Raw genomic sequence first — 13,563 nt, 5'->3', positions numbered from 1 at the left:
TGAAATTTATTAAATTGCGAAAGAAGATTTTTAGCACCAGGGAGCGTCGAGATGATTTTCAATGTGCAGCGTTATTCCACACATGATGGCCCGGGGATCCGGACGGTGGTTTTTCTGAAAGGCTGTTCCCTGAGCTGTACCTGGTGCCAGAATCCGGAAAGTCGTTCGGCAGCGCCTGACGTGCTGTTCGATTCACGTTTATGCAGCGCAGGATGTCAGCACTGCGCAAAGACTTTTCCACATGCTGTCAGCATAGAACATGAACGCATCGGGGTTCGGCATGAACAATTTCAGGCAGAAGATCTCTGTCTGATCGAACAGGTTTGCCCTTCCGGCGCGCTGAGTGTGTGTGGAAATGACGCGGATATTGACGCCCTGATGCAGCAAATCCTGCGGGATAAACCTTTTTATACCCGTACCGGCGGCGGTGTGACGCTTTCCGGCGGCGAACCTTTCCTGCAACCACAAATTGCGCTGACACTGCTGCAACGTTGCCGTCACGAAGGGCTGCACACCGCCGTGGAAAGTTGTCTGCATGTGCCGTGGAAATACATTGAGCCTTCGCTGGGGGCGCTGGATTTATTGCTGGCGGATCTCAAGCATGTGGCCGATGAACCTTTCCGCCGATTGACCGGCGGTTCCGCCAAAAGAGTGAAGGATAATTTCCGTCGTCTGGCTGCGGCCGGACAAAAGCTCATCGTCCGTGTGCCGTTAATTCCTGATTTTAATGCTGACCGGGCATCCATCCGCCAGATCGTTGATTTTGCGGCGGATGAAACCGGCTGCGAAGCCATTCACTTTTTGCCGTACCACACGCTGGGCATCAATAAGTATGTCCTGCTGGGGCAACCTTATCTGGCGCCACGCCAGCCGTTAAATGACCCTGACCTGCTGACGTTCGCTGAACAATACGCCGCAGAAAAAGGACTTTGTGCACAGTTAAGAGGATAAGAAAAATGACCCAACTGAATCTGAACACCCTTTCCGCCCGTATCCGGTCTCATAAAGAAACCCTGATCCACATCGTCAAGCCACCGGTATGTACCGAGCGCGCACAGCATTACACGCAGGTTTATCAGCAACATGCTGACAAACCGCTGGCGGTACGCCGCGCGCTGGCGCTGGCTGAACATCTGAGCAAACGCACTATCTGGATCAAACATGACGAGCTGATCGTCGGTAATCAGGCCAGCGAAGTGCGCGCCGCACCGATTTTCCCGGAATACACCGTGGGCTGGATCGAAAGTGAAATTGACGCGCTTGCTGACCGGCCGGGCGCAGGTTTTGCCGTCAGCGAAGCCAACAAAAAAATCCTGCATGAAATTTGCCCGTGGTGGCGCGGGCAGACCGTGCAGGACCGCTGCTACGGTATGTTTACCGATGAGCAGAAAGCGTTGCTCGACAGCGGTATCGTAAAAGCCGAAGGCAATATGACTTCCGGCGATGCCCATCTGGCGGTGAATTTCCCGCTGCTGCTGGAACTGGGTCTGGACGGATTACGCAGTAAAGTGGGCGAGCGTCGCAGCCGCATTCGGCTGACTGACTGGGAAGATTTGCATAAAGAGCAATTGCTGAAAGCCATTGATATCACGCTGGCAGCGGTCAGCGACCACGTCGTGCGTTTCTCACAACTGGCACGGGAAATGGCCGCCACGGAAACCCGCGAGCAACGCCGTAGCGAGTTACTGACCATCGCCGCCAACTGCGACGTCATTGCTCATCAGCCACCGCAAAACTTCTGGCAGGCGCTGCAACTGTGTTACTTCATTCAGCTTATTTTGCAGATTGAATCCAACGGCCACTCCGTGTCGTTTGGCCGCATGGATCAGTATTTGTATCCGTTTTATCGTCGTGACGTTGAGCTGGAACAAACGCTGGAGCGTGATCAGGCCATCGAACTGCTGCAAAGCTGCTGGCTGAAATTGCTGGAAGTGAACAAGATCCGCTCCGGTACGCATTCCAAAGCGTCGGCGGGCAGCCCGTTGTACCAGAACGTCACCATCGGCGGTCAGAATTTGCATAATGACGTGGCATCCGATGCGGTCAATCCGCTGTCATACGCCATTCTGGAATCCTGCGGACAATTGCGATCCACCCAGCCGAATCTGAGCGTGCGCTATCACGCCGGAATGAGCCGCGACTTCCTTGATGCCTGCGTACAGGTGATCCGCTGTGGTTTTGGCATGCCCGCCTTTAATAACGATGAAATTGTTATTCCAGAATTCATCAAACTGGGCGTCGAAAAACAGGATGCTTATGATTATGCCGCCATTGGCTGCATCGAAACGGCTGTCGGCGGCAAGTGGGGCTATCGTTGTACCGGCATGAGTTTCATCAACTTTGCCCGCGTGATGCTCGCCGCGCTTGAACAGGGGCACGACGCGAAAAGCCATACCCGCTTCCTGCCGCAGGAACGCGGTTTGTCGCAGGGGAATTTCGATAATTTCGATCAGGTCTTTGCGCAGTGGGATGAACAAATCCGTTATTACACCCGCAAATCCATCGAAATCGAATGCGTGGTCGATACGGTTCTGGAAGAGAATGCGCAGGATATTTTGTGTTCGGCGCTGGTCGATGACTGTATAGAACGCGGGAAAACCATCAAGCAAGGCGGTGCGAAATACGACTGGGTTTCAGGATTGCAGGTCGGGATCGCCAATCTGGGTAACAGCCTGGCGGCAGTGAAAAAGCTGGTATTCGATCAGGGCGTGATTGGCCAGCAGGAGCTGGCCAACGCACTGGCTTCAGATTATGAGGGACTGGACGGCGAACGACTGCGTCAGCGGCTGATTAACGGCGCAGAGAAATACGGCAATGATCAAGACGAGGTCGATAATCTGCTGGTGCGTGCGTATCAGTGCTATATCGATGAACTGTCGAATTATCACAATACCCGCTTTGGACGCGGCCCGGTCGGCGGCACGTATTACGCGGGTACATCGTCTATTTCGGCCAACGTGCCGTTTGGTGCCGCAACTACCGCCACGCCGGATGGACGTAAAGCCTTTACGCCGCTGGCGGAAGGGGCCAGCCCGGCATCCGGTACCGATCATCTCGGGCCGACAGCGGTCTTTAATTCGCTGAGCAAATTACCGACAGAAGCGATTCTCGGCGGCGTACTGCTCAATCAGAAACTGAATCCGGCATCGCTGGAAAATGAAAGCGAACGCGAGACGTTAATGCTAATGCTGCGGACATTCTTTGAGGAACATCGCGGCTGGCATGTTCAGTACAATATTGTTTCCCGCGAGACATTACTTAAAGCGCGTGAGGAACCGCAGAACTATCGCGACCTGGTTGTCCGTGTCGCCGGTTACTCCGCATTCTTTACGGCCTTATCGCCTGAGGCTCAGGATGATATTATCGCCCGTACAGAACATTCACTTTAAAATTCGCATCTGAATTTAACTTTCAACGGGCGGCGCAGGCTGCCCGTATTTTGGGCGGTTATGAACGACAGACAACAAGTTATTCTGCAATGGGTAAACGATAAGCAGCGCATCAGCGTCAGTGAGTTGTCACAGATTTGTCAGGTGTCAGAAGTGACGATCCGCCACGATCTTACGCTACTGGAACAGCGACATTATCTGCGCCGTGCGCACGGTTTTGCCGTCGCTATCCAGACCGATGACGTGGATACCCGCATGATGTCGAATTTTGCCCAGAAGCAGAAACTGGCGAAGTTTGCGGCATCCCTGATCCAGGACGGCGAAACGGTATTTTTCGAAAGTGGCAGCAGTATCGCCTTGCTGGCGCAATATCTTGCCGATAAGAAGAACCTGACGGTGATTACCGTCAGCGGTTATGTCGCCTCTTTGCTGAAAAGTATGCCCTGTGACGTGGTTCTGCTCGGCGGGATGTATCAGAAAACCAGTCAGACGGTGGTCGGCCCGCTGACCAGAATGTGTCTGCAACAAATGAATTTCAGTAAAGCGTTCATGGGCATCGACGGCTTCACCGATATCACCGGCTTTACCGGCCGGGACATGTTACGTGCTGATGTGGTGAATGCGGTCGTGGTTAAAGGTGCGGAAAATATCGTGCTAACGGATTCATCGAAATTCGGTCAAATAAATCTTAACCCGCTGGGGCCGGTCAGTGCCTTCAGCCGGGTCATCACTGACGACAAATTATCCCCTGAATATCAGCAGCAACTTTCCGCTGCCGGGATTAAGGTCAGCCTGGTCGGCTGACCTATCCTTATCTGTGCCCCCGATAATTCGGGTTTCAGGGGATTATTGGCCGTAGTAGGCATTCTTGCCATGTTTACGCAGGTAATGCTTATCCAGTAATTGCGGCTGCATATCCGGCAACTGCGGCGTTAACTGGCGGGAGAAAATGCCCATGTAGGCGACCTCTTCCAGCACGACGGCGTTATGCACGGCATTATCGGCATCTTTCCCCCAGGCAAACGGCCCGTGCGAATGCACCAGTACAGCCGGAATGTCTGCCGGCGACAGATGTCTTTCCGCGAAGGTTTTAACGATGACTTCACCGGTCTCCCATTCATAACGTCCGGCGATTTCCTCTTCGGTCATCAGCCGCGTGCAGGGAATGTTGCCGTAGAAATAATCCGCGTGCGTGGTGCCCCAGGCGGGAATATCCAAACCGGCCTGCGCCCAGATGGTTGCGTGGCGCGAATGCGTATGAACAATACCCCCTGCTTCCGGGAAATTCAGGTACAGTACCCGGTGGGTATCGGTATCGGAAGAAGGCTTTTTGCTGCCCTCGACGATTTTGCCGGTCTCCAGTTCCACCACCACCATGTCGTCCACGCCCATGTGGTCGTATTCCACTCCCGACGGTTTAATCACGACCAGCCCAAGTTTACGGTCAACGGCGCTGACATTTCCCCAGGTAAAGGTCACCAGATTATGGCGAGGCAGTGCCAGATTGGCCTCTAATACCTGCTCTTTCAGTTGCTTTAGCATCTTGGTTTCCTCTTATTACGAGGCTTTATTGTCTGGGTGACGGGTGTGTGCAGGTATGGGGGAAATCGCTAAAGAGTGCGTACAGATCTGCTGCAAACGTAAAAGTGCCCATTTGTTCCACAAACCGTTGAATGTTTGTCCAGCTTTTTAGTCTTTTGTGTGGTGAGAAAGAGCATCCTTGGTGAATTAAGATTATTCACCTAGTGAATGTATATCAATTTCACTATTTTTAATTAACGGATGCACAACTGCGTCTGGATAGGAGAAAAATTATGATGCTCGTGAATAAACGTGTTGCCAGTATCGCACTGGTTCTGACTCTGGCAATGTCTGTCAGCGCTTGTGGTAACTGGTCTAAGCGTGACCGTAACACCGCTATCGGTGCGGGTGCAGGTGCGCTGGGTGGTGCAGTTCTGACTGACGGCAGTACCTTAGGGACATTAGGTGGCGCTGCAGTGGGTGGTATCATCGGACATCAGGTCAGTAAGTAAAACAACCGGGAGATAAGTTCTATTTAACTGGCATCAAAAACGTAAGCGTTAAGCAACGAATAAAGCTAAAAATAGGATTGGGTTGTTTTTCAGGTCAACTTTATTGTCATCAGATGGATGACAAACAACGTGCTTTCGCGTTGTGATATCTCTAAAAGCTAAAGCAAGATGCTGCACCTTTGCGGATGCAGCATCTTATTATTAACGGTCAGTGATCGTTTACAGACAGGTCAGCCCCCCGCCAGTTTCACTTTCATGCCTTTCGCTTCCAGCAGTTGTTTAAGCAGATCGCGTTTGTCGCCCTGGATCTCAATCACGCCGTCTTTCACCGCACCGCCACAACCGCATTTCTTTTTCAGTTCGGCAGCGAGTTTTTCCAGTTCAATATCATCAAGACTGACACCGGTGATCAGGCACACGCCCTTCCCTTTGCGCCCGCTGGTCTGGCGCTGAATACGCACAATGCCGTCACCTTTCGGACGCTCAGCCACGACTTTGGGCTCATCGATTCTGCCGCTGTCGGTCGAATACACTAAACGGCTGTTGCTGTCATTGTTCATGGTTTTTCCTTCTTAGCGCAGTGATGCCAGAATTTCACGCAGGGTCTGCGCCGGATCGGCAGATTGCGTGATCGGCCGGCCAATCACCATGTAATCCACGCCCGCCGCCAGCGCTTCCTGTGGCGTCATGATACGACGCTGATCATCGGCTTTGCTGCCAGCCGGGCGGATACCCGGCGTCACCAGTTTGAACGCCTGCCCGAGAGCAGATTTAAAACGGGTCGCTTCCTGCGCGGAACACACTACGCCATCGAGGCCGCAGTCGCGTGTCAGGCGCGCCAGACGTTCAGCATAATCAGCCGGAGAAAGTTCAATACCTAAATCCGCCAGGTCATTGTCTTCCAGGCTGGTCAGCACCGTGACGGCAATCAGTAAGGGGGCATCTTTTCCAAACGGTGCCAGCGCTTCCCGGGCCGCCGTCATCATGCGCGCACCGCCGCTGGCATGCACATTCACCATCCAGACACCCAAATCTGCCGCAGCAGCCACAGCGCGCGCAGTAGTGTTAGGGATGTCGTGGAATTTCAGATCCAGAAAGACGTCGAAACCGCGGGTCTGCAGATCTTTGACCATCTGCGGACCAAAATGAGTGAACATCTCTTTGCCAATTTTCAGACGGCAATCACGCGGATCGATTTTGTCAGCAAACGCCAATGCGGAGGATTTATCGGCATAATCGAGAGCGACAACAATCGGTGATGTATTTAAGTCTTTGTTGTTAGTGTTATTTTCGGACTTCATCTCGTCAGCCTCTTGTCAGTTTTTACGTCAGGAAGAAATAATATAATTTTTGCCGCCGATATTTTACATGGCAAACCACTGAATTCACAGCCACACCTAATGTGACAGTTTTATTAAATTTTTGTGAAGCACTAGACGATGCAACAAGGCTGGCTTAGCTTGTTACTTTTACTCTAAGGAAAGGCAGAAAAATGAGTGAGATAACAACCCTGACCGTTAAAATTCCGGTTGAATTGAAAGAACTGATCAAAAACGCCGCTGCGGAAGCAGAACATTCATTAAGTGCAGAAGTTGCGGCACGCCTGGAAGAGAGTTTTAACCCTGCTGCGCCCAAAGGTAAAAAAGCCGCTAAAGCCACAGAACACGAAATTGATAATCAGCATCTTGCAGAAGAGACTGAACCCGCGCTGACCACCAAAGAAATCAAGAAATTGCGGACGTTGCTTAATGCCCGCAAGGCGAGCAGCAAGAAGAAGTAAGAGTCGATTTAAAATATCCTGCGGTTTCCCCTAAATAACTCACGTTGCAGGAAGGCGACAAACGCATCTGCAACCCGAAGTATGACGGGGAAACTTATTGGCCATCCAGGCCCCGGATTGGCTTTATCGTCGCCCAGCCACGGCATGACGGGCAATGCCAGTAAAGTGAATGCGCGGTAAAGCCGCATTTGTGACAGCGATAGCGTGGCTTCGTCCGGATCTGTTCACCCACCATATCCCGCAGCAACACCAGGCTCTCTTTCGCACGCCCTTCTTCCGCATCCGCCAGATGGTAATCCATCAGGTGATGAAACACGCGCATGGTCGGATGGCGTTGCAACTGACGGTTGATATAGTTTTGCGCGGTCTCACGCCCTTCTTCATCCTGGATGATTTCGGCCAGCATCAGTTCTGCTGTAGCGCCGGTATTTTCATCCACACAACGCCTGAGAAACTCGGCCCATGCCAGCGTATCGTCAAGATTCTGGTAACACTCCTGCAGCATCGGCAACGCTTCGCTGACCAGCTCTTTATCCTGCTCCAGCACCCGCTGTAAGGCCTCTGTCGCTTTGCGGTAGTCGCCCTGCGCCAGTAAAATCCGCCCCTGCATAATGGAGACACGGGCACAGAGTTTGTCCGCTGCCGCAGCCTTTTTCAGCAAGCCGGTCGCCTTATCGAAATCTTCAGACACCATTGCCTGCAATGCCAGTTCACACCAGAAATGCGCAATTTCTTTACGGCGGTTTTCTTTGCCGAGCTTGACCAGACGTTCCGCCACATCAATGGCGTTCTGCCAGTCGCTGGTGGCCTGATGAATAATCAACAACTGTTCCAGCGCAAACAACTGGAAATCCTGCTCTTTCACCAGCTGGTTGAACATGTCTTCCGCACGATCATAGAAACCGGCAGCCATGTAATCACGACCCAGTTGCTGTACGGCGAGCAGGCGCTGTTCGAAAGTCAGCGAAGCACTTTCCATCAGCGACTGGTGGATACGGATCGCACGATCGACTTCACCACGGGAGCGGAACAGGTTGCCCAGAGTCAGGTGCGCTTCGACTGTACTGCTGTCCTCTTTCAACATTTCGAGGAACAGATCGACCGCTTTATCCTGCTGATTGGAAAGCAGGAAGTTAACCCCCGCGACGTATTCACGCGACAGGCGGTTAGCATTTTCCTGTTTGTCCTGCTGAGAACTTCTGCGCCCCATGTACCAGCCATAGGCGGCCGCAACGGGCAACAACAGAAACAGCAGTTCTAACATAGAGGGTTATTCCTTGCTGACATCGTAAGATGCTGCTGGCGGCGTAACGACAGCCGCGGGTTCAATTTGCTGCTCCAGGCGTTTGATTTTACGCTGGGCGCGCCCCAGAGACAGACGTACACGCAGGTAGAACAAACCACAGATTATCCAGCCAAGAATAAAACCGGTAGCGAACAGCACAGCAAGCAGTGTAGAAACACGATAGTCACCCTGTGCCAGCAAATAATTGAAGGTCACAGTCTGATCGTTATGGGCACCCAGAGTGATAGAAATCACAACGATGACCAGCAAAAATAAAAAAATCAGCAGATATTTCACATTCATTCCTGTAATGCCGGGTGTACCGGATGAATTATGCCAAAAACTCGCGTCCCGACCTAATAAGTTAGCATTTCCGAACAAAGCAGGGAAACATTGCGGAGGGTTTAAATGCCGTCTGTAGCAACTTCATTCGACTTTAGTGTGGTGTCGTGACCACCACGACAATTAAGCCTATGGAATGTATATGGGGATGAAAACCATGAATTAAAGGGTTCACCAGGAACCCCCTGAGATTTCAGACGGTAAGAAATCAAAAAACCGGGATTATTCACGCTCGCTGATTTCCTGGTTTTCTGCCGGTGGTGGCGTTAGCGGCCCGACATAGCGCTCCGTCAACCAGCAGGCCAGCATTACCAGGATCCAGCTGATGCCCACAGATGCCATCAGGTCGCGTGGCCAGTGCATGCCGAGCATCAGTCTGCTGCCCATCACCACCACCGCCCACACCATCAGCACGGTGACCGTTTTATAGTGTTTACGCCGCCACAATAACCCGACACCGAGTAAAGCCCAGGTTGCGGCAAACATCGTGTGGCCAGAAGGGAATGCGTATCCCGTGTCGTTCTGCCAGCTTTTATTCAGCCAGTGCGGGATTTGCACGTTGTCGCCCAGCACCTCTTTCACCTGCCGGGCACGCGCTTTACTTTTCCGGGCATAAAATTCATCGACGTTCATCTGATGATCCGTCCCCAGCCATGCGACATACGGCCTGGGTTCGCGGACTTCGGCTTTGATAAAGTCTTTAACATACTGACCGGCCAACACGGACAAGGTAATGATCACCACCAGCCCGATGGCCGGTTTAAGCCGAAATCGCAGGCACCACAGAAACCAGCCACAGAGGATCACAGTCGTCATGATGCCCCATGGTTCACTCACCGTTTCCGTAACCCAATAAAGCGGACGCAGCACGGCGGGATTACCACCCGGTGTCCACATCCAGCCGCTTATCCACACCGCTGCGGGCATCAGTAATAAAAGAACAGCCCCGAGAGCGGTGCGCCTGGCGATATCAAACATAGTCGTCCCTTCAGTCATGCGTAAAAAGAGTTGGAGTGTATCAACGTTGTGATTGCTTAACATTCCTTTAGCGTGAGTTGTTGAAGAAGCGGTTATAATTCATAAGTTATGAACTAATCGTTCAAATATTCCCGCTAAAATGTGACCCAAACTGTGGCAAAATGATGCCCTGTCGTGATGGAAAGGCACCGATTCCCTATCCAGAGGCCGCATCAGAAAGTAGGATGCGCATCAACAAGTAAAATACTTACTGTAAATAAAGACTATTTGTGGTTTTTTTGGAGCATAAAATGCAGCTGAAACGGGTGGCAGAAGCCAATCTGCCAACACCTTGGGGCGATTTCCTGATGGTGGGTTTTGAAGAATTGGCCACCGGGCACGACCACCTGGCGTTAGTTTTTGGCGACATCACCGGTGAAACGCCGGTTCTTGCGCGCGTTCACTCCGAATGTCTGACCGGTGATGCCTTATTCAGCCTGCGCTGTGACTGCGGTTTCCAGCTCGAAGCCGCACTGAATCATATCGCCGAAGAAGGTCGTGGCATCCTGATGTATCACCGTCAGGAAGGCCGTAACATCGGTTTGCTGAATAAGATCCGCGCATATGCCTTACAGGACAAAGGTTACGACACCGTCGAAGCCAACCATCAGCTTGGGTTCGCCGCAGACGAACGCGACTTCACGCTGTGCGCCGACATGTTCAAATTGCTGGGTGTCGATTCCGTACGCCTGCTGACCAACAATCCGAAGAAAGTCGAAATTCTGACTGAAGCCGGTATTAACATTACCGAACGCGTCCCGCTGATCGTCGGCCGCAATCCGGAAAATGAGCGCTACCTGTCGACCAAAGCCGCCAAAATGGGCCATCTGCTCGACAAGTAAGGATTTATAGTCCGATCCAAATATTAAGGGCACCTTAAGAAGGCGCCCTTTTTTATTGGCCGGAGAAGCGGTTTTACAGCATTTTGCGGATCACATAATGCAGAATGCCGCCGTTCTGGAAATAGGTCAGTTCGTTGCCGGTATCGATACGACAATGTGCATCAATTGTTTCAGTATGACCATCAGCAAACGTGATATGCACTGCAACATCCTGCCCCGGCGTCAGGGTTTGTAACCCGCTGATGCTGATCTGTTCATCGCCCGTGAGTTTCAGCGTTTTGCGCGTCACACCCTGCGGGAACTCGAGCGGTAAAATCCCCATCCCGATCAGATTCGAGCGGTGAATACGTTCGAATGATTCTGCGATAACCACACGTACCCCAAGCAGACGTGGCCCTTTCGCCGCCCAGTCACGGCTTGAACCTGAACCGTATTCTTTACCGGCAATCACTGCGGTCGGCACACTTTCATGCTGATAGCGCATCGCCGCATCGTAAATCGCCAGTTGGTCCTGCGACGGAATATGACGCGTATATCCGCCCTCCACGCCCGGCACCATTTCATTTTTGATGCGAATATTGGCGAACGTCCCGCGCATCATCACTTCGTGGTTACCGCGCCGCGAGCCGTAGGAGTTGAACGCTTTCGGCTCAACGCCGTGCTGGGTCAGATACAAACCAGCCGGACTTTCGGCCTTGATATTCCCGGCAGGTGAAATGTGGTCGGTGGTCACTGAATCCGCCAGAATCGCCAGAATTCGCGCATCTTTGATGTCTTCCAGCGCATCAGGTTCCGCCTTCATATCACTGAAGAACGGCGGGTGGCGGATATAGGTGGAGTCTTCCTGCCAGGTATAGGTCGGCGTGCCTTCGACCTGAATCGCCTGCCAGCTGGCATCGCCGTTAAACACCTCGGCGTACTCTTTATGGAACATCTCCGTGGTCACCTGCGCAACCGCATTGGCGATATCGTTAGCCGACGGCCAGATATCTCTCAGGTAAACCGGCTTGCCATCAGCACCTTCACCCAGAGGATCCGTCGTCAGATCGACGTTCATATTACCCGCCAGCGCATAGGCCACCACCAGCGGTGGTGAGGCTAGCCAGTTGGTTTTAATCAGCGGATGAATACGCCCTTCGAAGTTACGGTTGCCGGAAAGCACGGCCCCGACGGTTAAATCACCGGCCTTGATCGCCGACTCAATCGGTTCCGGCAACGGCCCGGAGTTACCGATACAGGTCGTACAACCGTAGCCCACCAGATTAAAGCCCAGCTTCTCCAGATGCGGCATGAGACCGGCGGCATTAAGATAATCTGTCACCACTTTGGAACCTGGCGCCAGTGAGGTTTTCACCCACGGCTTACTGGCCAGACCTTTTTCGGCGGCATTCTTCGCCAGCAGACCAGCGGCCATCAGCACGCTTGGGTTTGACGTGTTGGTACAAGAGGTGATTGCCGCAATCACTACCGCGCCGGTGGTCAGCGCATAATGCTGCCCTTCCAGCGTGAAACTTTCTTTATCGCTGCGCCCCGGCTTGCTGTTACCCAACTCCAGTTCAGTCGCCGCTTTGAACGCTTTCGGCACATCAGGCAGCGCTACGCGATCCTGAGGACGTTTCGGCCCCGCGAGGCTCGGCTCAACCGCTCCCAGGTCCAGCGCAAGCGTACTGGTGAATACCGGCTCGTCACCGGCGTTACGCCATAAACCCTGGGCCTGCGAATAGGCTTTTACCAGGTCGATTTGTTCGTCGCTGCGGCCACTGAGCTTCATGTAACTCAGTGTCACATCATCCACCGGGAAGAAGCCGCAGGTCGCGCCGAATTCCGGCGACATATTAGCGATGGTCGCGCGGTCAGCCAGCGGCAAATCGGCAAGGCCATCACCATAGAACTCGACAAATTTTCCCACCACGCCGTGTTTGCGCAGCATCTGGGTGACGGTTAACACCAGGTCCGTCGCGGTAATGCCTTCGCGTAATTTACCGGTCAGTTTGAAACCCACAACGTCCGGGATCAGCATGGAAACCGGCTGTCCGAGCATTGCGGCTTCGGCTTCGATACCGCCGCAACCCCACCCCAGAATCCCCAGACCGTTAATCATCGTGGTATGTGAATCCGTTCCGACCAGCGTGTCGGGATAGGCCATCGTTTTGCCATCCTGCTCTTCGTACCAGACGGTTTGTCCAAGATATTCAAGGTTGACCTGATGACAAATACCCGTGCCAGGCGGCACTACGCGGAAACGGTTAAAGGCTTTTTGCCCCCAGCGCAGGAACTGATAGCGCTCGTTGTTGCGCTCCATTTCGAGACGAACGTTCTCACCAAACGCCTCATCATCACCGAATTCATCCACTGTGACGGAGTGGTCGATGACCAGATCAACAGGCGACAACGGGTTTACCTGTTCGACATTCCCGCCGAGGCGTTTTACCGCCTGGCGCATCGCGGCCAGATCCACCACGGCAGGTACACCCGTAAAATCCTGCATCAGTACGCGCGCCGGACGATAAGCAATTTCGCGGTCGGCATGACCGGTTTTCTGCCATTCGACCAGTTCCTGTAGATCGCTTTCTGTGACAGTGTCACCATCAACGTGGCGCAGTAAGTTTTCGAGTAAAACTTTGAGGGATTTTGGCAGGCGCTGAACATCACCCAATGTTTTGGCAGCGAGTGGCAGGCTGTAGTAGTAAAATTCTTTCTCCCGGACTGCCAGCTTATCCAGACTGTTCTTGCGAATAGACGACATAGCTTCTCCTTTAGCGCTCAGCGTGGCCATGAGTAATAACCCGCTGGCTTATAAGTGCATAGTTAAAGATAACACAAATTATCGTTAACATTTTGATAACAGCTCAAACTGATCATCAGGCAAAAAAAA

General features: G+C 52.7%; 13 protein-coding genes. 6 read left to right on the top strand and 7 right to left on the bottom strand.

Translation table 11 applies throughout. The annotated features are described in order from the left end of the window. Nucleotides 1-51 precede the first annotated feature (51 nt). From AACU55_RS09030 to AACU55_RS09020, 3 genes are read left to right on the top strand one after another with little or no spacing between them, the layout of a single operon-like run. Nucleotides 52-951, top strand: coding sequence for a glycyl-radical enzyme activating protein (locus AACU55_RS09030; protein WP_037034460.1), 900 nt, complete (start codon nt 52-54; stop codon nt 949-951). A 5-nt stretch (nt 952-956) separates the two neighbouring features. Next, a complete protein-coding gene (locus AACU55_RS09025) occupies nt 957-3,389 on the top strand; it encodes a formate C-acetyltransferase/glycerol dehydratase family glycyl radical enzyme (RefSeq protein WP_134706851.1) in 2,433 nt (810 codons plus the stop codon). Nucleotides 3,390-3,449: 60 nt separating this feature from the next. After that, on the top strand, nt 3,450-4,193 hold the full coding sequence (locus AACU55_RS09020) for a DeoR/GlpR family DNA-binding transcription regulator (RefSeq protein ID WP_134706850.1): 744 nt from the start codon (nt 3,450-3,452) through the stop codon (nt 4,191-4,193). Between the two features lie 42 nt (nt 4,194-4,235). On the opposite strand, the gene araD is transcribed toward AACU55_RS09020, so the two are convergent. Next, nucleotides 4,236-4,931, bottom strand: coding sequence for an L-ribulose-5-phosphate 4-epimerase (gene araD, locus AACU55_RS09015; protein ID WP_015690062.1), 696 nt, complete (start codon nt 4,929-4,931; stop codon nt 4,236-4,238). Between the two features lie 272 nt (nt 4,932-5,203). Here araD and osmB point away from each other — a divergent pair, with 272 nt between their 5' ends. Beyond that, nucleotides 5,204-5,422: an osmotically-inducible lipoprotein OsmB gene (gene osmB, locus AACU55_RS09010; RefSeq protein ID WP_013575902.1), complete on the top strand. Its 219-nt coding sequence runs from the start codon at nt 5,204-5,206 to the stop codon at nt 5,420-5,422. Between the two features lie 230 nt (nt 5,423-5,652). On the opposite strand, the gene yciH is transcribed toward osmB, so the two are convergent. Beyond that, entirely contained in the window at nt 5,653-5,982 is a 330-nt protein-coding gene (gene yciH / locus AACU55_RS09005) for a stress response translation initiation inhibitor YciH (RefSeq protein WP_037034463.1), read from the bottom strand. A gap of 12 nt (nt 5,983-5,994) precedes the next feature. After that, nucleotides 5,995-6,723 (bottom strand): orotidine-5'-phosphate decarboxylase, encoded by a 729-nt coding sequence (gene pyrF, locus AACU55_RS09000; RefSeq protein WP_112197962.1) that lies wholly within the window; start codon nt 6,721-6,723, stop codon nt 5,995-5,997. 191 nt (nt 6,724-6,914) lie between these two features. On the opposite strand from pyrF, the gene AACU55_RS08995 reads away from it, so the two are divergent. Next, complete coding sequence (locus tag AACU55_RS08995; protein WP_015690064.1) at nt 6,915-7,202, top strand: Arc family DNA-binding protein; 288 nt, start codon at nt 6,915-6,917, stop codon at nt 7,200-7,202. 94 nt (nt 7,203-7,296) lie between these two features. On the opposite strand, the gene lapB is transcribed toward AACU55_RS08995, so the two are convergent. The 3 genes from lapB to pgpB form a co-directional block, all read right to left on the bottom strand. Continuing rightward, nucleotides 7,297-8,466: a lipopolysaccharide assembly protein LapB gene (gene lapB / locus AACU55_RS08990; protein WP_013575906.1), complete on the bottom strand. Its 1,170-nt coding sequence runs from the start codon at nt 8,464-8,466 to the stop codon at nt 7,297-7,299. Between the two features lie 6 nt (nt 8,467-8,472). Beyond that, a complete protein-coding gene (locus AACU55_RS08985) occupies nt 8,473-8,784 on the bottom strand; it encodes a LapA family protein (protein WP_013575907.1) in 312 nt (103 codons plus the stop codon). 267 nt (nt 8,785-9,051) lie between these two features. Beyond that, complete coding sequence (gene pgpB / locus AACU55_RS08980; protein WP_134706849.1) at nt 9,052-9,807, bottom strand: phosphatidylglycerophosphatase B; 756 nt, start codon at nt 9,805-9,807, stop codon at nt 9,052-9,054. Nucleotides 9,808-10,097: 290 nt separating this feature from the next. Here pgpB and ribA point away from each other — a divergent pair, with 290 nt between their 5' ends. Beyond that, a complete protein-coding gene (gene ribA, locus AACU55_RS08975; protein WP_015690066.1) occupies nt 10,098-10,688 on the top strand; it encodes a GTP cyclohydrolase II in 591 nt (196 codons plus the stop codon). Nucleotides 10,689-10,761: 73 nt separating this feature from the next. On the opposite strand, the gene acnA is transcribed toward ribA, so the two are convergent. After that, nucleotides 10,762-13,434 carry an aconitate hydratase AcnA gene (acnA, locus tag AACU55_RS08970; protein ID WP_134706848.1) on the bottom strand — a complete coding sequence of 891 codons (2,673 nt, stop codon included), beginning with the start codon at nt 13,432-13,434 and terminating at the stop codon, nt 10,762-10,764. Nucleotides 13,435-13,563: the final 129 nt, after the last annotated feature.

The organism is Rahnella sp. CJA17(1/100), from assembly GCF_963881615.1.
Classification (GTDB): domain Bacteria; phylum Pseudomonadota; class Gammaproteobacteria; order Enterobacterales; family Enterobacteriaceae; genus Rahnella; species Rahnella aceris.
This window is presented reverse-complemented; position numbering and strand designations above follow the sequence as displayed.